Annotated in this window: 17 protein-coding genes; 10 read left to right on the top strand and 7 right to left on the bottom strand. The window is 64.4% G+C overall.

Annotation, left to right across the window (positions count from 1 at the left end; all coding sequences use genetic code 11):
• The first annotated feature begins 29 nt into the window (after positions 1 to 29).
• Positions 30 to 818 carry an inositol monophosphatase family protein gene (locus O2L01_RS16475; protein ID WP_270123068.1) on the top strand — a complete coding sequence of 263 codons (789 nt, stop codon included), beginning with the start codon at positions 30 to 32 and terminating at the stop codon, positions 816 to 818.
• Positions 819 to 880: 62 nt separating this feature from the next.
• Here the strand turns inward: O2L01_RS16475 and O2L01_RS16480 are convergent, their stop codons facing one another.
• A complete protein-coding gene (locus O2L01_RS16480; protein ID WP_270123069.1) occupies positions 881 to 1009 on the bottom strand; it encodes a PPC domain-containing DNA-binding protein in 129 nt (42 codons plus the stop codon).
• Positions 1006 to 1392, bottom strand: a complete 387-nt coding sequence (locus O2L01_RS16485; RefSeq protein WP_270123070.1) for a winged helix-turn-helix transcriptional regulator — start codon at positions 1390 to 1392, stop codon at positions 1006 to 1008. Before O2L01_RS16485 ends, O2L01_RS16480 begins: the two co-directional genes overlap by 4 nt.
• Before the next feature lie 204 nt (positions 1393 to 1596).
• On the opposite strand from O2L01_RS16485, the gene O2L01_RS16490 reads away from it, so the two are divergent.
• Positions 1597 to 3051: an MFS transporter gene (locus O2L01_RS16490; protein ID WP_270123071.1), complete on the top strand. Its 1455-nt coding sequence runs from the start codon at positions 1597 to 1599 to the stop codon at positions 3049 to 3051.
• Positions 3052 to 3178: 127 nt separating this feature from the next.
• On the opposite strand, the gene O2L01_RS16495 is transcribed toward O2L01_RS16490, so the two are convergent.
• Positions 3179 to 3544, bottom strand: coding sequence for a VOC family protein (locus tag O2L01_RS16495; RefSeq protein ID WP_270123072.1), 366 nt, complete (start codon positions 3542 to 3544; stop codon positions 3179 to 3181).
• 86 nt (positions 3545 to 3630) lie between these two features.
• Here O2L01_RS16495 and O2L01_RS16500 point away from each other — a divergent pair, with 86 nt between their 5' ends.
• Positions 3631 to 4578, top strand: a complete 948-nt coding sequence (locus O2L01_RS16500; RefSeq protein ID WP_270123073.1) for a helix-turn-helix transcriptional regulator — start codon at positions 3631 to 3633, stop codon at positions 4576 to 4578.
• A gap of 596 nt (positions 4579 to 5174) precedes the next feature.
• Here the strand turns inward: O2L01_RS16500 and O2L01_RS25705 are convergent.
• A complete protein-coding gene (locus O2L01_RS25705) occupies positions 5175 to 5849 on the bottom strand; it encodes an HNH endonuclease signature motif containing protein (RefSeq protein ID WP_344468938.1) in 675 nt (224 codons plus the stop codon).
• Positions 5850 to 5873: 24 nt separating this feature from the next.
• On the opposite strand from O2L01_RS25705, the gene O2L01_RS16505 reads away from it, so the two are divergent.
• Positions 5874 to 7388, top strand: coding sequence for a recombinase family protein (locus O2L01_RS16505; RefSeq protein ID WP_270123074.1), 1515 nt, complete (start codon positions 5874 to 5876; stop codon positions 7386 to 7388).
• A 1248-nt stretch (positions 7389 to 8636) separates the two neighbouring features.
• Here the strand turns inward: O2L01_RS16505 and O2L01_RS16510 are convergent.
• The 3 genes from O2L01_RS16510 to O2L01_RS16520 all read right to left on the bottom strand — a co-directional run bounded on the left by O2L01_RS16510 (position 8637) and on the right by O2L01_RS16520 (position 10997).
• Entirely contained in the window at positions 8637 to 9590 is a 954-nt protein-coding gene (locus tag O2L01_RS16510; protein ID WP_270123075.1) for a replication-relaxation family protein, read from the bottom strand.
• 688 nt (positions 9591 to 10278) lie between these two features.
• On the bottom strand, positions 10279 to 10509 hold the full coding sequence (locus O2L01_RS16515) for a hypothetical protein (protein ID WP_270123076.1): 231 nt from the start codon (positions 10507 to 10509) through the stop codon (positions 10279 to 10281).
• On the bottom strand, positions 10506 to 10997 hold the full coding sequence (locus tag O2L01_RS16520; protein ID WP_270123077.1) for a hypothetical protein: 492 nt from the start codon (positions 10995 to 10997) through the stop codon (positions 10506 to 10508). Before O2L01_RS16520 ends, O2L01_RS16515 begins: the two co-directional genes overlap by 4 nt.
• Before the next feature lie 209 nt (positions 10998 to 11206).
• On the opposite strand from O2L01_RS16520, the gene O2L01_RS16525 reads away from it, so the two are divergent.
• The 6 genes from O2L01_RS16525 to O2L01_RS16550 all read left to right on the top strand — a co-directional run bounded on the left by O2L01_RS16525 (position 11207) and on the right by O2L01_RS16550 (position 19452).
• Positions 11207 to 12415, top strand: coding sequence for a helix-turn-helix domain-containing protein (locus O2L01_RS16525; RefSeq protein WP_270123078.1), 1209 nt, complete (start codon positions 11207 to 11209; stop codon positions 12413 to 12415).
• Positions 12412 to 13032, top strand: coding sequence for a flavoprotein (locus O2L01_RS16530; protein WP_270123079.1), 621 nt, complete (start codon positions 12412 to 12414; stop codon positions 13030 to 13032). Before O2L01_RS16525 ends, O2L01_RS16530 begins: the two co-directional genes overlap by 4 nt.
• A 38-nt stretch (positions 13033 to 13070) precedes the next feature.
• Positions 13071 to 13745: a DUF6883 domain-containing protein gene (locus tag O2L01_RS16535; protein WP_270123080.1), complete on the top strand. Its 675-nt coding sequence runs from the start codon at positions 13071 to 13073 to the stop codon at positions 13743 to 13745.
• Positions 13742 to 13939 (top strand): DUF4926 domain-containing protein, encoded by a 198-nt coding sequence (locus tag O2L01_RS16540; protein WP_270123081.1) that lies wholly within the window; start codon positions 13742 to 13744, stop codon positions 13937 to 13939. Before O2L01_RS16535 ends, O2L01_RS16540 begins: the two co-directional genes overlap by 4 nt.
• A 305-nt stretch (positions 13940 to 14244) precedes the next feature.
• Positions 14245 to 18453, top strand: coding sequence for a P-loop domain-containing protein (locus O2L01_RS16545; RefSeq protein WP_270123083.1), 4209 nt, complete (start codon positions 14245 to 14247; stop codon positions 18451 to 18453).
• Positions 18454 to 18576: 123 nt separating this feature from the next.
• Positions 18577 to 19452 (top strand): hypothetical protein, encoded by an 876-nt coding sequence (locus O2L01_RS16550; protein ID WP_270123084.1) that lies wholly within the window; start codon positions 18577 to 18579, stop codon positions 19450 to 19452.
• Positions 19453 to 19509 lie beyond the last annotated feature (57 nt).

A 19509-nucleotide genomic window follows, 5' to 3' on the forward strand; every position in this document is an offset into this window, starting at 1 on the left:
TGGGTCGGACGGAGACGAGGAACCGAATAATGAGCGAGCTGCTGGAAATCCTGGGCACCGCGGAGCAGGCGGCCGAGACGGCGGTGGCGGTGATCCGGGCCGGACTCGGGCGCGAGCGCTCCATCAGCGGCAAGGGCGACCGCGATTTCGCCACGGACCTCGACTACGCCGCGGAGGACGCCGTCCGCGCCTTCCTCGAGCAGGAGACCCCCGAGATCCCGCTGCTGGGGGAGGAGCGGGGCCGCACCGGCGACACCGAGTCCCACTACGAATGGGTGCTCGACCCGATCGACGGGACCATCAACTTCGCGCACGGCTCGCCCCTGTTCGGCGTCTCGCTCGCCTTGATGCGCAACGGGATGCCGGTGGTCGGCGTCGTCCACGCCCCCATGTCCGAGGAGCGCTTCAGCGCCGCCCTCGGCCACGGCGCGGCCCTCAACAAGCAGGCCCTGCACGCGAAGGGCCCCACCGATCTCGCCGAGGCCGTGGTCGCCATGGGGGACTTCTCGGTCGGCACGGACGCGGACAAGCGCAATCTCCGCCGCCTCGCGACCCTCCAGCGGCTCGTGCCGAAGGTGCAGCGGATCCGGATGCTCGGCACGGCCGCGCTCGACATGTGCTGGCTCGCCGCCGGCCGGGTCGACGCGGTCATCCACGAGCGCATCAACCTCTGGGACGTGGCCGCCGGGACCGTCATCTGCCGCGAGGCCGGCGTGCTCGTCACCGACCTCGACGGTGTCGACTACGGCGACGGCGCCCTCTCGGTCCTCGCCGCGGGCCCGGCGATCCACCGCGCCCTCCTCGCCGAACTCGCCTGAGCGACAAGCAGAAAGGCGCCGGGGCCGCATGGCCTCCGGCGCCTTCGTCGTGCACAACCGTGTCAGGGCATCCACTCGGGCGGGCCGTCGTGCCGCTCCCGGCAGGCCGCCTCGATCTCGCCCTTCACGTCTTCCCCGGCGTGCAGGCGGACGAGCAGCGGGACCGGCCAGTCCAGTCGCGCGGCCGTCACGCGGCGAGCGCCTGCTCGTCGTAGGCCTTCCGGGCCTCGATGATGTCGGGCTGGTGCCGCTCGGCCCATTCGAGCAGTCCTGTCAGGTGCCCGTAGAGCTCCCGTGCGCTCGGGGTCGCGCTGTACTCGACCTTCGGCGGCACGGTCGGGTAGACCGTGCGCTCCAGCAGGCCGTCGCGTTCGAGGTTCCGCAGCGTCAACGTGAGCATCCGGCGGCTGATGCCGGGGACCGAGCGCTCGAGCTCGGTGTAGCGCACCGGCTTCCGGATGGCCGCGACCAGGATCGAGACCGACCACTTGCCCGCGACCCGGTCGATGATCTGGACGATGGGGCAGGCCTCGGCCTGCACGTCGGACTTCGGCAGGACGCAGTCGTCGCTCATCGGTCCTTCTCTCCGCCCCCGGAACGAGACCGGAGGCACCTGTGTCGCACGTCATAGCCAGGGAAACGGCCGGTCGACCTGGACAGGAACATCCCTGTACCCCCTGGCACATGAAAGTGCCTTCTTACGGATCGCTCCATTGGAACACATGATTACCCCAGGAACAAAACGTTCCCCAATGCAGCCCTTCCCGGAGGAGACACCATGTCACCCATTGCAGGCCAGAGCCTTCGCACCCGCTGGCTCGCGGTGATCGCACTCGCGGCCGCCCAGGTCATGATCGTCCTGGACCAGAACATCGTCAGCATCGCGCTCCCGGCCATCCGCGAGGACCTCGCGTTCAGCCAGGCGAACCTCGTGTGGACCGTCAACGCCTACGTGATCCCCTTCGGCGGCCTGCTGCTCCTCGCCGGCCGGCTCGGCGACCTCGTCAGCCGCAAGCAGGTGTTCCTCGCCGGACTGGCCCTCTTCACCCTCGCCTCCGTCGCGGCGGCGCTGGCGGACTCGCAGGGCTTCCTGCTGGCCGCCCGGTTCGTGCAGGGCATCGGCGGGGCCGTCACGGCCGCCGGGCTGCTCGGCATGATCGTCACGATCTTCCCCGAGCCGCAGCACCAGGTGAAGGCCATCGGCCTCTACGGCTTCGCCTCGGCCGGCGGCGGCGCGGCGGGCAGCGTCGTGGGCGGCGTGCTCACCGAGACGCTCGGCTGGGAATCGGTCTTCTACGTGAACCTCCCGCTCGGCCTGATCGTGGCCGCGATGGCCTGGAAGCTCCTTCCCGCCGAGCGCGGCATCGGACTGAAGGCCGGCGCGGACGTGATCGGCGCGGCCCTCGTGACCTCCGGCCTCATGCTCGCCGTCTACACCCTCATCGAGACCGAGCGGTACGGCCTCACCTCGGCCCGCACCCTGGGCTTCGGCGCCCTCGCCGCCGCCCTGCTCGCCGGGTTCGCGATCCGCCAGGCCAAGGCCGCCTCGCCGCTCATCCCGCCGCGGATCCTGCGCTCCCGCAACGTGACCGGGGCGAACCTCGCGCAGGCGCTCATGGTCGGCGCGGCGTTCGGGTTCATGTTCTTCACCGTCCTGTACCTGCAGCAGGTCCTCGAGTTCGCGCCGCTGGCGGCGGGCCTGGCGTTCCTGCCGGCGCCGGTCGTGATCGCGGTGGTCTCGATGTGGCTCGCCCCGAAGCTCCTCACCCGCTTCGGCGCCCGCCCGATGGTGATCGCCGGCCTCGCTCTCATGGTCGCCGGGTTCATTCTCTTCGCCCAGATGCGGGCCGACGGCAACTACCTCGTGGACGTGCTGCCCGGCATGGTCACCGCGCCGCTCGGCTTCGGCCTGGCGATGCCCGCCCTGATGACCCTCGGCATGGCCGACTCCAAGCCCGAGGACGCCGGGGTCACCTCCGGCCTGTTCAACACGGCCCAGCAGGTCGGCGGCGCGGTCGGCCTCGCGGTCATCAGCACCGCGGTCTCGGCCCGCACCGGCTCGCTCCTCGACGGCGGCGAGTCGCAGGCCGAAGCGCTCACCGGCGGATTCCGCCTCGGCTACGGCGTCGCCGCCGGCCTCGCGGCGGCCGCCCTCGTCATCGCCATCACGGTCATCAACGCCCGCAAGGCATCGGCAGTCGAAGCCGAACCGGTCCCGGTCGCCATCGGCTAAGACGCACAACACGCCCAGGGCCGCCTTCCGCAGTGGATGGCGGCCCTGGGCGTTCTGTACGAGTGGCTCATCCGTTGCGCCGCCCTCGGTTCGCAGGGGCGGCCCTTCGTACCGTCGTGCCGGGCGGTCAGTCGACCGGGGCCACCCGGATCAAATTGTCGTCGGGGTCGGCGACGACGAAGGTGCGTCCGAAGCCCTCGTCGGTCGGTTCCGCCACCACTCGTACGTCTTTGGCTTTCCAGGACTCGTAGAGGGCGTCGACCGAGGCGGGGGCGCCCTCGACCGCCAGGCACAGTTCGCTGGTGCGGATCGTCGTCGCGGCCAGATCGACTTCCGCTCGGCTCCACAGTGCGAGTTGGACTCCCGAGGCGAGGTCGAACGCGATGAAGCCGGGGGTCTCGAGGACCGGCTCCATATCGAAGAGGTCGCCATAGAAACGCGCCGCTGCGGGGGCGTCGCTGACATAGACGATGAACTGGTTCGGTACGGGCATCACTGCGCTCCTTCGAGGTTGTCGAAGGCGCCACCGTAACGGGGAAACATGCCAGGATCCGTCATGTTCACTGCCACCATGGGGAGGTGACTCCCGACAGGTTCTCGGCCCTGCTGCTCGCGCTGCAATCGCGGCCTGAGACGACCGTGGCCGCGCTCGCGGACGAGACCGGCGTCTCGGCCCGGACCGTGATCCGCGATCTCAACTGGCTGCGGGACGCCGGGTTCCCGGTCCTCATGCGGCGCGGGAAGTACGGCGGCGTCTTCATGCTCCCCGGCGGCACGTTGGACGCGGCCCGGCTGACACCGCACGAGCGCGAGCACTTGACGCTCACCGGCCTGGACGAGGAGCAGCGGCGCAGGCTCGGGGTCGAGCCGGTCACCGGCCGGGCCCTCCGCAAGGTCGCGGGTTCGCGTCCGAGCGAGGACCTGCTGCCGATCGGCGACCTCGTGGTCAGTGACAACCGGCCGTGGTTCGGGCGCGAACCTCACGGCGTGACCCCAGCGCAGCTCATCGGCGATCTGCGCCGCGGCGTGCGACTCCGCGTCGAATACCGGCGACCGGGCGAACCGGCGGCTCGCAGGACTGTGGATCCTTACGGGCTTTTGGCGAAAGGCGGGCGGTGGTACCTCGTCGCCGACGAGTCCGGCAAACCGAGACTGCTCAACCTCCAGCGCATCGCCGGATGGGAACCGCTCCGAGCCGTCCGGCGGCTGCGACCCGGGGCACGCCTCACTACCGTTGCGGCTGAGCTGACCTCGGGCTGGGAGGACAAGGGCGACTTGACGTTCCACCTGCTCATTGAGGACTCCCAGGCGGCGCGGGCCGAGCGGATCCTCGGCAGCCGGCTGTCGATCGTCGGGTCCGATGGGCAGGGACGTACTGAGGGCATCCTGCGCTGCCGTGAATTGGAGGACGTGCGTCAGCTCCTGCCGTTCGCCGACACCGTCACCGTCACTGACCCACCCGAGGCGCGCCGCCGCATCAGGAAGCTGGCGCACCAGATCCTCAACCACTATGCGTCAGCGGACTGACCCCGCCCGAGTCCCTGCCTTAGTCCCTGCCCTGGTCCCTGTCAGCCTCCGGCTGTCCGCCCTGACCGGATCCCGGTTCGATCAGGGCGACGACAACGAGGTGGCGCCGGGGGCCCCGGTTGCTCTTCGGCCCGCTGGTTCGATTGGGCCCGAATTCAATCAGGCAGCGACAACAGGGCCTCTCACACGGTCGCAGCGGGTCTCCGGCTGCCCGGGCCTAATTGGGGGTTCGGGTTCAACCTGGCAGCGACAACGAGGTAGCGGCAGGGCTCGGGTCTGACTCCGGCCGCCCGGCCCGAATCGGCCCAAGCTCAACCTGGCAACGACAACCAGGCCTCAGGCGGTCCCGGCCGGTCTCCGACTGCTCGATCTGATCGCCTCGAGGTTCAACCTGGCAGCGACAACGAGGCCTCAGGCGGTCCTGGCCGGTCTGCGACTACCTGGCTTGATCGGGTGCGGCAGCGAGGTGGCAGCGGGGCTCGGGTCGACTCTTCGGCTTCCCGGATCACTTGTCTACCGGTTCAATCGGGCAGCGACAACGAGGTAGTGGCAGGGCCCGGTCGTTCTGCGGCTGCCCTGGCCGATCGGGTCCTGGTTCAACCCGGCAGGGATGGGAGGGTGTTGGCAGGGGTTGGTTTCCTGCCCCGGGCATGCCGAGGGGCCCGATCCCTCTGGGGGATCAGGCTGCGTTGCGTGGTGTTGCCGTGCGGCGCTTCCCCCAGCAGTCGCCCGCTGGGGCAGCCTAAGACCGGCACAGGGGATGGTGGCTTCGGTGTTGCGAACTTCTCTCGGCATCGGGCCTTCGCCGCTCGCATGGCCTTCATTGCCCGGTCTCTGTCGATGGCCTCAGCCATCCCATCCAGGTCGGGCTTCATCGTCTCGGACCATTCCGAGCGGTAGAGCCCGGTCGGGAACACATCCCAGTCTGAGCCTTGGTTCTCGGTGTCCATGTCGTGGTCGGTGCGCCAGTCCGAGCAGCCACAGCCGCCCCCGCTGTCGTTGCCGCCTGGGCCTTCATGACCGTCATGGTGGGTGATGATCGCCTGGCCGGGCCCGGTCTTCTCCACCGACCAACCAGTCGTATGGATCCGCCCGTGGTGGAACCGGCACAGCAGGATCAGGTTCTCAGCGGCCGTCACACCGCCATCAGCCCAATGCTGGATGTGGTGCGCCTCAGTCCAAGCGACCGGCCGGTCACAACCGTGCCAAGCGCACCCGTAGGTGACAGTTTCACACGTTTCACGCGTGACAAATGTTGCGCGTGTGACCATGAAACTCAGTCATCAGGAGATGCAATGGCACATCAACGATCCAAGTCCCGCGCGAAGATGAACCGGTCCGGGCTCCGCATAGTCGGCGTCGTCCGCCTGTCGCGGGTCACCGACGTGACCACCTCACCCGAACGCCAGAAGGAAGCCATCGAACGCTGGGCGCTCGATGCCGGGCACACGATCGTCGGCTGGGCCGAGGACCTCGACGTCTCCGGCTCCACGGACCTGTTCGAGCGCGAGGAACTCGGCCCCTGGCTGCGCGAGCGCGCCTCGGATTTCGACGGGCTGTGCGCGGCAAAGATCGACCGGTGGGCGCGCTCGATCGTGCACTTCTCGAAGCTGCTGGCCTGGTGCGATGAGCACAAGAAGCTCGCCGCCACCGCCGACAAGCAGCTCCACACCGCCGAACCCTCGGGCAAGCTCATCGCCTACGTCGCGGCGATCTTCGCCGAGATGGAACTCGACGCGATCTCCGAACGCGTCACCTCCACCCGAGCGAAACTGCGCCAGCGAGGCCAGTGGGCCGGAGGCGTGGTCCCCTTCGGGTACAAGACCAGCCACGACGTGCAGGGGCGGGCGACCGGGCTCGTACCCGATCCCGAGCGCGCCCCGTGGGCGCGGGGCATGGTCGCCCGGCGCCTCGAGGGCTGGTCGTTCCAGAAGATCGCCGACTGGCTCAACGAGAACGGCGTCTACGGCCTCAAAGGCGCATTCTGGCTGGGCACGAGCGTCGCCAAGTTCCTCGGTGGTCGCCACCTGATCGGGCAGGCGATCCACGACGGCCGCACCGTGGTCGACGAGGCCGGGGAGCCGATCCAGTTCGCCGAACCGCTGATCTCCCTCGCCGACTTCGAGGCGCTCCGGGCCGGATCGGTGGTCCACAACGACCGCGACGGCAAGAGCTACACACAGCGACCCAGAACCGAGCTGTACCTGCTCAAGGACTTCCTGCGGTGCGGGGCGTGCGGGAACAAGATGTACCGCTTCGCCAGCACCCAGAAGGGCATCTTGTACGTCCGGTACGGGTGCAAGGGGACCATCAACCACTGCCCGCACCCGGCCTCGATCAAACTCGAAGAACTCGACCAGGCCCTGTCGGAGCGGTTCCTGGACGACATCGGCAGCCAAGAGGTCTACGAGCGCCGCTTCGTCCCCGCCACCGGCACCGCGGCACAGCTTGAACGACTTGGGCACACCATCCGCGACTTGCGCGACGACCGCGACGCCGGGCTGTGGGAAGGCGAGGACGACGAGTACCGCCGCCGCATGAAGGCGCTGATCGACAAGCGGAGCCAGCTCGAAGCCCAACCTTCGGAGGAGGCGAGGTGGGAGTATGCACCCACTGGCACCACCTATGCGAGGGCGTGGGAGGCCGCCGACATCGCCGAACGCCGTGACCTGCTGGCGGGCGCCGAGTTTAAAGCGCTCGCCTGCCGCCCCGCTATCGACGCGCCCGCCTGGTTCGAGGCGGGCCGGGATGTCATGGTGCCCACCCGCGCCTGCCGCGTCTACGCGGCGTGGAGCCCGCGCCGACTCTGAGACCCCGTGCCGCCCTTGTTCCCCCTGGAGAGGTATCTCGGACCTGCCCGAGCCGGGTAACACGCGCCGTGAGCGGGTCTTTCGCTCGTTTCCGTTGATCGGGTGCTGTTGGGCCCGGTGTGGGGGCCAGCGTCGGGGCGGATGTGGGCACCCGAGTGGGGGCCGGGGGGGGCGGGGGGGGGGGGGCGGGGGGGGGCCCCCCCCCGCCCGCGCGGGGGGAGGCCGGGGGGGGGGCCCCCGGGCCCGCCCGGGCCGGGGGGGCCCCCCCGGCGGCCTCGATGTGGAAGCGCGGGTCGGCGGCCGAGGAGGCGACAACCCCCTCGGCCGCCGCTCCCGCGACCAGGAGCGACCCGCCTTTTGCCAAGCGGGCCAGGCATTTTACGAGGGTGGCGTTAAGCCGCGCGCCCTCGCATTCGGCTAGGACTGGCACGATGCCGAGCGTTGCGGGTGCGCCGTCGGGGAGGCCGCGGTGCCACCTGCTGAGGTCGAGCAGTGCGAAGCGGCGCTCGGTGAGGCCGTAGCCGTGGCCGATGCCGGCCCCGTACCACTCGCCATGATGTGTTCCCGGTCCGAGCACGGCGAGCTCAGCGGCGTGGGCGGCAACCCAGGTGGCGAAGCCGAAGTTGTCCCGGCCGACCCCGTTGCGGGCGTCAGACTCAGACACGAGCCACCGAGTGCGACTCGCAGCCCGGACACTCACCTGCCGACCATCCGGGCCGCGAGCGAGGGCGAGGCCCGGCCCTGCGATGTCCTCGGCGGTGGCGGGTTTGATGACAATGACGGCGTGTGTGCCGTCGACCATCTCGGTGACCGTCCACCGCTCGCTCAGGCGGATGGTTCTCGGCCATGCGGGCACGGGTGGGCCCGCTTCGGCGGTTGGTGTGGGTGCAGACCACGACATGGGAGGCGACGCGGCGTCACCGTGGTCTCAGATGCACTCGATCCTACCGGGCCATGACACAGGAGTCGAGTGTTGTGGCTGTAGGTAATCAAGGTGGGTCGCGAACCGGCCTGCGAACAAGGGGCCTCGCGCTGCTTCCGCAGGTCGAAGAGTTCACGAGACCCTTCTTGGGGGAATATCAGGTAGATACTAGTAGGACCCGCACACGCGCCCGGCTCTATTCGTCGCGAGCTGCGGAAACACTACCCGGCTCGGCCCGATGGCGTCTCGGGAGTGTTCCCGGTAGCGCTTCCGGTACCCCGCACGGGGCAGGTTCCGGGAGTCCTCAGCCGGATGCGGTACCGCCGTCACCACAGGTGGCTGAACGTGTAGATCTCCTCGAGCCTGCGCAATCGACCCGCCGGGTCACCGGCACACCACCAGACTGGACCGAGCGGATCGGCACTGCGGTCGGTGGCGGTGGTGGCGACGAGGTTACGGTCCTCTCCGCGATTCAGGCGGTCGTGCAGGTTCGCTTCGCGGCCGGGTTTGGTGAACTCGATGAGCATCATCCGCGGCGGCGCCTCGGCCAGGATCTCCTCACGGGTCCACTGCCCCTCCTGAACGCGGTTGCTCGCGATGCGTTGCTGCCTGCCGATCTCCTTGCCGTAGTGATAGATCTTCTGGATCAGTCGATCCAGTGTCTCGGTCCCGGTGTCGTACTCGAACCAGAACTCTCGCTTCAAGCCCACAAGCGTGAGGTCAAAACACCCGTCCGCTCGCATCCCCATCACCGACGACACCCGCTCGGCTTCCTGCTCGACGTACCAGCGCTGCAGCGTCGCCGTCGCGTCGTGGCGGCAGGAGAAGGCCAGCCGCGAGTAACAGTCGTTGATGCCCTCCAGATGCGCGCGGTGGGCGGAGAAGAAGAGCGCGTCGGCGTGCTCGCGGGCTTTCGCCTTCGTCGGCGTCCGGCCGGGCTTGGGCTTCTCGCTCTTGCCGAACCAGTCCGTGCCGGGGTCCCTCGCGTAGTCGGCGACCGCGACTGCATGGGTCAAGGAAAGTCCCAGCAGGCCGAGGAAGTACCGGTACGCCTCGTGCGTTGAGGGACGCCGGCGGTCGAGCAGTCCCCGCTCGGTCAAGGTCCGGACCCGGTCGTACGCCGAGGACGCGGAGTCGAAGAAGATCCGCTGCAATTGCTCGATCGTGAACAGTCGAAACCGGGCCAGGTGCTCGATGATCGCCCGGTCTCGGTCGGTGAGCTGATGCGCGATCTCACCGAGCGAAGCCGCTGCGTTCGAGGGCGTGCGCCATGACGCCATCAGTTCACCGCCCCACCGGGCATGGCGCGGGCACACCGAACAGCGGCACCGCCCACAGCGCGGCACCGTTTCACCGTTATCGACATCCAGCGGATCGTGTTCGTGTCCTTCCTCCCGATCGGTGGAAGCAGCCCGGTCTGGCCACCTCCCGTGAACGCGAGTGTCGCTCGAAAATGCCGTTGAGTCGAGGCTTGTGCGGGTCAGCCACCCTGACAGACCCGCACAGGGCCCGCACAAACGATCGCTGTGCGGGCCCTGTGCGGGTGAACGAGCTGACCGGGGCGGGACCCGCGACTCCGTTCGGCTCCGGTCCTCAAGGCCGAAATCTGGTCCGGCCCCATTCGAATACCGGAGACTCGTCCACCATTGTGGTGTCGGAGGTAGGAGGGCCGCCGCGCTCCACCTGGCGCGGCGGCCCGGAGGGGAACCGTCGCTCAGTCGCGGCGCGCGGCGGCCCCTCGGGAGGCAAGTCAGTCGTGACGCGGTGCTTGGTCGATGATCCGTTGCGCCTCTCGAACGGCGTGCCAGTGCGCTTCGAGCCGCTCGATGGCGCGTTGCTCGCGCTCGGCCTGGTCGCCGCGGGCGCGATCGAGGTACCACCCGAGCGTCCGCCGCGGGTAGTCCGGCGGTGGCGGAACATCCCATACTGACGCCTGGCCGCCGAGGATGAGAGCGAGTATCCGGCCAGTCATCTCGTCACCCCAGCCCGGAACTGGTCGAATGCGTGCCGCAGCTCAAGCGGTGCGAGGTCATCGTCGGGAGCGAAGACGGTCAGATCGAGTCGGCCGTATCGGATCACGCCCATACCGGTGAGTGTGGGCCCGGTCCGGTTCAACCAGATGACTTCGCCCGCGAGCGGACTCGCGATCCTGTCAGCTTCGATTTCCCAGCCGCGCCATGTGAACTGTCCGATGATCATGGCGCGGCCCTTCCGGCAAGACACTCCTTGGTGGCCTGGCCCAGGGTCGCGACGTCGAGATACCGGTGTTCGGGCGTCAGCGCGAGCCCGGCCGGGCCAGACACGGCGACGAGCGCTTCCGGGTGCACGTCGGTGCGGTACACGTAGACCATCGGCTGACCGCTGAGCCGGTCGGTGGCAACGTGAGGCCGAAACCGCATGCCTCCGAGCTCGAACTGGTCCCGGTTTGCGAGCACCTCGGCCAGTTTCGCTTTGATCTGGACGCGCTCGGTTGCGGTCCAAACACCTGCTGGCGCCTGCCAGGTGACATTGTGGAGAACGCCGCCAGCATGGCCGAGGAGGGCGATTACCGGGAAGCCGCGACCGGTAGAAGTCAACTGCCCGTCGCCGACTTCATCGTCCACGTACAACTCAGTGCCCGGCAGGTCCCACCGCTCCAAGTACCGCATCCGGTCAGGCACCATGTGGTGCCCCAGATCGTCTTGCATTGGGACCCTCGCGATGCCGACGTTTCGTCTCGCCACTTGCAGCTCCCTCCTTGCTGGCGCTTCGCCCCCAGGAATGACCTGGTAGGGCCCTCTTGATTCGAACGGTGTCCGATTCGCTACCCCAGGCTATGGAGGCGGGAGCGCAGAGCGTTGCCATGTGGCAACGGCACTTGTAGGCTGAGGCGGACCCTGTAGGTATGGAGCAGCGCATGGCGACCGAACCCATCGGCGAACGCATCATGACCCGGCGGAAGCTTCGCGGGCTCAGCATTCGCCGGGCTGCTGAGCTGGCCGACATGAACGCGAGCACCTGGAGCCGGATCGAGAACGGTCTCCGCGGCGCCGACAACCTCCAGATCCTGGCGTCCATGAGCATGGTCCTGCGCTGCTCGGTCATGGACCTGATCGGCGACGGCTACGTCTCCCTCACCAGCGACGGCGTCGGGCTCGTCGACGACGTCCACGACATCCTCGCGGCCCTCATCGAGACGGCCCTGGAGGATGAGGCCACCGCCGACCCGGCGGGGCTTGGCTACCTCAATGCCGAGGCCGATCTGCTCGAAGAGCTATACCGGCGAGGCGACTTCACTGGGACGGCCGCGCGGCTGGCGCCGTTTCTACGTCGTCTGCACGCCACCGCCGTCACCGCAACCAACACAGCCACGGCCACGCGCACACGAGAGCTGACCGTCCAGGCAGCGCACCGAACCATGAACGTCATGCGCTCCACCGGGCAGCGCGCCGACACCTACCTCGCCGGTGAGCGCGCCCGAGACGCCGCCGCCGAACTCGACGACCTCAGCCTAAAAGGCATCGCCGCATTTACTCGTGCGCACGCGGCGTTGAGCTGCGGCAGTATGGAACGCGGCCACAAGTTCGCCGCCGCCGGCCTTCGCATGCTCGAAGGCGGCACGGCCGACCAGCGGACTATGGCCGTCGCGGGCCAACTTCACCTGACCTCAGCGATGACGCTGTATGGGCTCAAGCGCGAATCCGAAGCCGAGACACACCTGGCCGAAGCCGAAGACCTCGCCACGCGCACCGGCGACTGCGGGCAAGAACTCGGCTGGTTCGGTCCCACCAACCTCACGTTCTGGATGGTCGCTATGGAAGTCGACCGGGACCCGCGCCGGGCCATCGCCATCGCGAACACCACCAACCCCAGCGCAATCGACGCCCCCACTCGACAGGCGTCGTTCTATCTCGACGCGGCCAGGGCATGCGCCCGGATCGGCTCGCGCGACTCCGACCGAGCCGCCATACGCATGATCGCCTCCGCCGAGAACGTCGCCCCACAGCGCATCCGCTTCAACCCCCTCGCACGCGAGGTCCTGCGGATCGTCGTGCGCCGCACCAAAGAGAACGCGATCGACCCACAACTGCGAGGCCTGTGCGAACGGATCGGAGTCAAGACATGAACGTCGTCTACCTCATCGTCTGCGGTGCCGGACCCACCATGCACGCCGCCGGGTTCGTTGAGGCCGCCCGCGCCTCGGGATGGGACTGCCACGTCATTGCCACCCCCACCGGCGCTGCGTTCGCCGACCTTGACGCGCTCGAAGCCGCCTCGGGCCACCCGGTGACCACCGAACACCGGAAACCGGGGACGCCCCGCCGAGACCGTCCAAACGCCGACGCCGTCGTCATTGCCCCGGCCACCGCGAACACGATCTGCAAACTCGCCGCCGGGATCGCCGACACCTACGCACTCGATGTCGCCTCCGAACACATCGGTCTTGGCATCCCGACCCTGGTCGTGCCGTTCGCAAACACCGCACTCACCGGACGGGTGCCATACCTACGCGCGACAGCGACGTTGACCGAGGAGGGCGTGACCTTCCTAGAACTAGCCGAGCACGAACCCCACCACGGCGGCCCGCTCGCCGAACAGTTCCCCTGGCACCAGGCCATGACACAAGCCGCCAAACTCGCCGAGACACGCCGCTCCGAGCCAGAGCCAACCGCCACTTCTTGGAGCGGTCCTGCGGAGCCCCCGCCTACAAGCAACACCCACGAATTGCCGGAATCCCGCTAAGCTGACCGAGCCGCCACCCCCTTGGACGGAGCCGCTGCGTGCCCTCAGTCGATGAACTCGCTGCCGCGATCCGCGCCGCGATCGACCAAAGCCGTGACCTCATCGCCGGCCTCGGCGCGAGCCGTGAACAGGCCACCGGGCTTCGAGACGAGCTCGGCACGCTCGGCGTCGAAGCGAAAGCTGAACAGGTCGGCTCGATCGTGGACAGCCTGGAGGAAATGCAGGCGGAGGCTTCGGCAGTCACTGCCAGCCTCGAGTCCGCTCTTGCCACAGCCGAGGCGATCCGCAGCGGCACCGCAGGTGGCGGAGGCGGTGGCGCATCACCGGGTCCGCCGCTGTCACCGTCAGCGCCGCAGCCCGGGCCGAACCGGCCCGGCCCTGACCTCACCCGAGCCGAATTCGATGATCGGAAACTCACCAAGTACGCCCTCAACCCCGAGCACCCAGTCGGCGGCAACAAGGCGCGCGTCATCAAGTCCCGGACTGGGTTCGGGCTCAACGACGCCGCTGAGATCAAACGTCAGATACTGGAGAAAGCCCCGGCCGCAAAGCCGATCATGGGCGACACCGACGAACACGGAACGCGCTGGAAAGTGGATGTGGAGCTGACCGGCCCTGATGGGACGATGGAAGTCCGCACCGGATGGATCGCCGACGCTGCCGGGAGGACTCGGCTGGTGACGATCAGCTTCCCGCCGAAGGGGGAGAGATGAAACTGTACGACGTGGTCGAGCTCGCCGTGGACCTGCCCGAGAAGGGCCTCCGGGAAGGCATGATCGGCACCATCGTCGATGTTTACGACGACCCGCGAGCGTTCGAGGTGGAGTTCGACGACGAGGACGGCGTAGAAATTGCGCTGCTTGCGCTCAAGCCAGAGCAACTGCGGTCGAAGCGGAAGACACTTTGATGACCTATTCTTGGAAGAGGTGCGGCCGGGTGATACTGGTGTCATTGGCAGAATGGCCCGACCGAAGGACCCGGGTTCTCGGTGTGACACCACAAAATCGCCTATTGGATAATACTCTGAATTAATTGACTGTTCAACGAGATTGAGGTCAAATCGTGTCTAGCGACTCAAGTACACCCAGGAAAGCACGGCGCGCTAGTCCGTACTCAACTGGGGGAGGCGGCACCGTTTTTGAACAGCAGTATGGTGCAATAGTCCTCAGTCATATGCTAACGGCTGAACCCCTCGAGGAGCTGGGTAGCAACTTGGTTCCAGTGGAAGTCTCGTTTCAGGCGATGGGTGTGACACCAGTTGACGATCTTCTAATTAAAGGGATTCTCCCGGATGGAACAGTCCGTTCGGTTTCGATTGGGATTAGAAGGTCTCCTTCTTTTGCGCCAAGTAGTGAATCCACAGTTGACTTGATTCGTGCTTACCTCAGGGCACTCGACCGCCATCATGACGAAATTGAGTCGGGCAGATGGGGACTCGCGCTAGTTGTAGCAAGCCCAAATAATCAAGTCAAGCAGATTCGAGAACTCGCAAACATTGCGCGAGATTCGAGAGACTTCATGCAATTTCGCAATAAGATTCTTATCGAAGAGGCAGCTAATCAGCAAGCTCGTGATCGTCTGATTCAAGTTGAGAGAATGATTGAGAAGGCTAAGGTTAACGAATGGAGTGAGGAAGTCAGCCCGATTCACCTCGATCTTACTTGGCAGTTGCTTGCAGCCTTGCGGATTATAGAAGTCCGAGCTGAGGGTGTTGATCAATCCGATCGAACTTCGGCTGTGGGACGGCTTCAAAACATCGTGAAAGATGGAACCGTGGCAGAAGCTGACCATCTCTTTGACAAGCTCTATAATCTGACTGGAAGGTACGCGCCCGCTGCAGCTACAAAGTCGGCAACCTCTGTAAGAAGAGATCTGATCGGATTTCCTTTTTCAAGTGATGCCGTAGAGCACTTGGCGGGCTCGGACGCAAATGAACCTTCATCCTCGCCAATCGTCCGCTCGGACTATCTATCTCTGGTTCAACGAATTTGTCCGAGCATGCTTCATGAACGTCATGATGAACTCGGCAAGATGGAAGACTTTTGTGCCTCCAATAGTAACGAAGGCTATTTTTGGTGGCGAGCACCTGCGTGGGCAGGAAAATCTGCTCTCCTTGCAACTTTCGTACTTAGACCGCCACAAGGAGTCCGCGTTGTTTCGTTCTTTGCGACGGCTCGTTGGGCGGGACAATCAAATGTACGTGCCTATACCGAGATCGTCTTGGAGCAGGTTCTTGAGATCCTAGGTGAGCCGATGCCGGTGTTGCTAACTGAGGCAACCCGTGAGGCACATCTGGCAGGAGCACTCGATCGCGCTGCTAGGCATTGTAGAGATCTCGGTGAGCGTCTGGTGCTGGTCGTTGATGGGCTTGATGAAGATACGGGCGTCACGAGTGATCCCGAAAGCCATAGTATTGCCGCAGCATTGCCGAGCGATTCAAATAGCCCACTTCGTGTAATCGTCGCGAGTCGCCATAACCCTCCGATCCCCAGCGATGTTCCAGACCATCATCCTCTCCGGCGGTTGAAGATACGCCACGACTTGCAGCCATCTTCCTTCGCGGACGTTGTACGACAGGACGCCGAGCGAGAGCTCAGACGGCTGTTGCGTGGAAGCGAAATTGAGCGAGATCTTCTTGGATTGCTGGTGGCAGCGGGGGGTGGCCTCACTGGGCGGGACCTCGCAGAGCTCACGAACCTCCCGGAATGGGAGATCGAAGAGCAGCTGAAGGAGGTCTCGAGTCGAACGTTCGCTAACCGTTCTGGACGTTGGCGCACCACAGAGATGGCCTACATTCTGTGCCACGAGGAGATCCAACAGCAAGCAACAACTATGCTCGGAATGAGTCGGCTGAAAGCTTACAAAGAACGCATCGACATCTGGGCATCAAGCTACCAGACTCGGAGGTGGCCTAGCGAGACCCCAGAGTACCTCCTCCGAGGCTACTTCAGTCTCCTACTTGCGAACCGAGACCTAAATAGGCTAACCTCGTTGGCGATTGACGTTGAGCGCCACGAAAGAATGCTCGACATCATCGGGGGCGACAGTGTCGCGATTAGTGAGGTGCTTTCCGCACAGGAAGTGTTCCTCCAGGATGCGCCTACAGACTTGGAAACATTCTGCCGCCTTGCGGTGCATAGAGTTTCTCTGATGGAGCGGAATAGTCATATTCCGACTCATCTTCCTGTGGTTTGGGCGCAACTAGGCAAGGGAAACCGAGGCGAAGCACTAGCTCGTTCAATCATCAGGCCGATTCAACAAGTTCGCGCGCTAGTTTCGCTTTCTAGAGAACTCTCTGACAATGGAAACAATCAAGACGCACGGGCGATTGTTGAGGCAGCAAGCCAGGTTGCAACCTCCATCGAAGATATCCCAGAGAGAGTTCGATGTCGTGCTGTAGTTGCACAAACTATGGCTCGAATCGGTGATCCCACCCAGGCTCGTATGATTCTTTCTCAAGCAGAGGCCGCCGCGAACTCTCTTACTGAGGGACTTGAAAAGTCAGTTGCGCAATCCGCAATTGTCCGCGGGTTGGCGGCCAACGGAGAACTCGAACATGCGCTCTCTCTCGCAGCATCCGTCCATGACAAAGGCGAGCGTGCTCAAGCAATAGGCGGAGTTGCGAGTGAGATCGCCAACACCGGGGATTGGGAAAGAGCGTTTGAGATTTCAAAGACAATTCAATATTGGTCGACTCGGGCACCATTGCTGTCGAGTATTGGCCATGTTGCAAAGCGGTCCGGCTCAGCAGCCCGTGGTAACGCGATTATTAGCAGTGCGTTGAACCTTGCCGGGCGTATTCGCAACCCTGAGCGTCGCAGTTGGGTCCTGGCTTCTATTGCACACGACCTTGCGCAAGCTGGTAAACGAAATCAGTCCCATCGAGTTTCCCAAAAAGCTCTAAGCGCGCTGGAAGTCATCTCTGGGGAGCATGCGAAAGCAGATAGCTTGATTGCAATAATTCGAGCTTTGGCAGTTTCGGGGTTTGTGTCAGAAGCAACTGAAATTGCGCGGAGTTTCAATAATCTCACACGTCGATCTAAGGCCCTAGCTGTAATTGCTTCAGCACTCGCCAAGCAGGGCAAGAGTGAAAGAGCAGAGAAACTTGCAATGGAATCTGAGAGCACTGCGAGGATTGCGAACGATAGAGGTCGTAAGGATATTGATCTTGTTACTCTGTCTCAAGCTCTGGGCACGGTTGGTGACTTCGTTCGAGCTGAAACTACAGCCAAATTGATTCATGATGAATCTAAACGAGACAAGGCATTTACCTTGCTTTCGGAGGCAATCGCGATTTCCGGGGACATAGAGACGGCGCAGCAGACCGTCGACCATATTTCCAATCACGGGAAGCGGCTCAAGGCACTAACCAGAATTGTGAAATCGGTCGCTTCGATCCTTGACACCTCTGAACTTGATCGGTTGTTGGATACTATCCCTGATGCAACTGTTCGTAACAGTCTGCGCCGATGGATATCGAGGAACACCGGACTTCAGCAAGCTGATTCTGCTCCGAGTTCGAACGCACTTACGTTCAGTTCTGCTGAGTCTCGTGCAACTGAGGTTGACGAAGTCCTTGAGCTGAACTCCTCGAAAAATGATCTCTTCCGCATTGCCCGTGAGCAGACTGAACTTGCGATGGAATTTCTCGATGATGGTGACGTGGCGAGCGGGTTGAGCGCAATCGGGTCTATTGTGATCCCTACCCTTCGCATCGATGCACTGTTGCAAATTTCTAAGAAATTGGAGGAACATGATCAGAGGTCGCTTTCGGAAGACCTCGTCGAGCGAGCTATTCAAGCATGTGCCTCGATTTCAAATGAAGCCGTGAGGGATAGAACTCGCTCTAAGATCGCTAGGTTCCTGGCCGAGAATAGTGACCTACTTCGAGGAGAGGAACTTGCATATGAGGTTTCTAGCCTCCCAGCCAGGCAAAGAACGCTGGCGACTCTTTCCAGTATTGCGGGGCAGTTGTGCAGATGGGCAGAAGCTGAGAGGATTGCTCTTTCGATTCATGACTCCTCATTGAGGGAAAAGTCATTGGTGAGCCTTGTGGCGAGTCTTGCCGAAAAGGGATCCTTCGAAGAGGCAAGCCGAGTCGCCGCATCAATAGCTGACCCGCTTGCCCGTTCCTCGGCATTGCGCGAAATTTCTCTAGCCTTGGCGGATCAGGGTCATTCGGTGCACTCGGAGGAAGTAGCAGCACGAATCCCTGACTCTAACATACGAGCGCGCTCATTTGCGTCGATCGCTCCTCGCGCTAGTCGTGAACACTCGAGCCTCCTTATTTCGAAGGCGTTGAGCGGCGGCCACTGGCGCCTTTCCATACCCACACTCGTCAAGGTGGCTCCGGAAACAGTCTCCGTATTGGCGAATGAGTTCCTCCTTATAATGGGCACCCGGAATAGTGGCGTCGGTTGAAATGCGGACAAGCCACGGGGTGAGACGCCCCGAATCGGCCTTCGGCACCGGAGACGCTCTCAGGTGTCAAGTTAGGAGATGTCCGGGGTTGAGTTTGTCGCAGGCATCGCTCACTATGGGCGAATGCAGCAGAAAATTGCGTATGGGCCCGGCGAACTCTGGGGGTACCGCGCTCGGGCGCGGGACGAGTTGGCCTGCGTGAAGGTGCTGAAGGTCGGCACCAAACGGCCGCTTCGACTCAAGATCAGGTTCGTAGACGACGAATATGAAGGACGCGAGGACTGGGTACCCCCGGCGAGGCTGAAAGTACGTTGGCAGGATCGGGTTCGCTTCATCGCCGCGGAGCAGCGTTGGCAGACAGTCGAAGACGCGTCCGCCGAAGCCGTCGACACACTCGAAGCCAACACCTGCATGCTGGTCTTTGACCACCTCAAGGCTCTCCAGTACATCGATTGGCGGTCAGCCGACCGCAGCGCGATCCTGATGGTGGACGACCTCGGCACTCTCGAGGCCACGACAGGCCTCAAGCGCGAGGACCTCCTGTCATATCCGGTGGCGTACAGCGAGGACGACCAGATCGCCGCCCCGTGGCCGGCACTGAGGGTCGTCGCCCAGGCTCTGGCGCGCGCGAACGCCGAAAAGCTCCTTGATCTCGCCGACAAAGAAGAACGGGACCGGGCACGCCGAGCCATCTACGGCCAGCACTACCCCTCGCGCTCAGGAGTTCGGCACATCGAGCCTGAAATTTGCATCGAGGTCGACCGCGAGTACGCCCCGCAATGGGAGATGTTGCGAACCTGGTGCGGCGCAGAGATTCAAGCACGACGCGATGAGCTGTCCGAGCTCCGGGGTGAAGTAGCCCGCCTGTCGATGTTGGTGGAAGCGGCCATCACCGAACTCGACAAGGCGGGCAGCCGAAAGGCGGCCCGGCGTCTTGAGCGGGAGCTCAACGTCCCGCTGGATCTCATTCGAGCATCACAGAGAAGACTTGATTCCTGAACGAACTCATACCGGCTCCGCAACGAAGGTATGGCGATGTCTGTACCAGCCACGGAA

The sequence above is a fragment of the Glycomyces lechevalierae genome (assembly GCF_027622945.1).
In the GTDB taxonomy this organism is placed as follows: domain Bacteria; phylum Actinomycetota; class Actinomycetes; order Mycobacteriales; family Micromonosporaceae; genus Glycomyces; species Glycomyces rutgersensis.

Bases quoted from the DNA above. Each gene is read 5' to 3' on its own strand.
- O2L01_RS16510 (WP_270123075.1), bottom strand. From the start codon at position 9,590: ATGGCGTCATGGCGCACGCCCTCGAACGCAGCGGCTTCGCTCGGTGAG.
- O2L01_RS25705 (WP_344468938.1), bottom strand. From the start codon at position 5,849: ATGGTCACACGCGCAACATTTGTCACGCGTGAAACGTGTGAAACTGTC.
- O2L01_RS16505 (WP_270123074.1), top strand. From the start codon at position 5,874: ATGGCACATCAACGATCCAAGTCCCGCGCGAAGATGAACCGGTCCGGG.
- O2L01_RS16540 (WP_270123081.1), top strand. From the start codon at position 13,742: ATGAAACTGTACGACGTGGTCGAGCTCGCCGTGGACCTGCCCGAGAAG.
- O2L01_RS16530 (WP_270123079.1), top strand. From the start codon at position 12,412: ATGAACGTCGTCTACCTCATCGTCTGCGGTGCCGGACCCACCATGCAC.
- O2L01_RS16495 (WP_270123072.1), bottom strand. From the start codon at position 3,544: ATGCCCGTACCGAACCAGTTCATCGTCTATGTCAGCGACGCCCCCGCA.
- O2L01_RS16515 (WP_270123076.1), bottom strand. From the start codon at position 10,509: ATGATCATCGGACAGTTCACATGGCGCGGCTGGGAAATCGAAGCTGAC.
- O2L01_RS16550 (WP_270123084.1), top strand. From the start codon at position 18,577: ATGCAGCAGAAAATTGCGTATGGGCCCGGCGAACTCTGGGGGTACCGC.
- O2L01_RS16485 (WP_270123070.1), bottom strand. From the start codon at position 1,392: ATGAGCGACGACTGCGTCCTGCCGAAGTCCGACGTGCAGGCCGAGGCC.
- O2L01_RS16490 (WP_270123071.1), top strand. From the start codon at position 1,597: ATGTCACCCATTGCAGGCCAGAGCCTTCGCACCCGCTGGCTCGCGGTG.
- O2L01_RS16520 (WP_270123077.1), bottom strand. From the start codon at position 10,997: ATGCAAGACGATCTGGGGCACCACATGGTGCCTGACCGGATGCGGTAC.
- O2L01_RS16475 (WP_270123068.1), top strand. From the start codon at position 30: ATGAGCGAGCTGCTGGAAATCCTGGGCACCGCGGAGCAGGCGGCCGAG.
- O2L01_RS16525 (WP_270123078.1), top strand. From the start codon at position 11,207: ATGGCGACCGAACCCATCGGCGAACGCATCATGACCCGGCGGAAGCTT.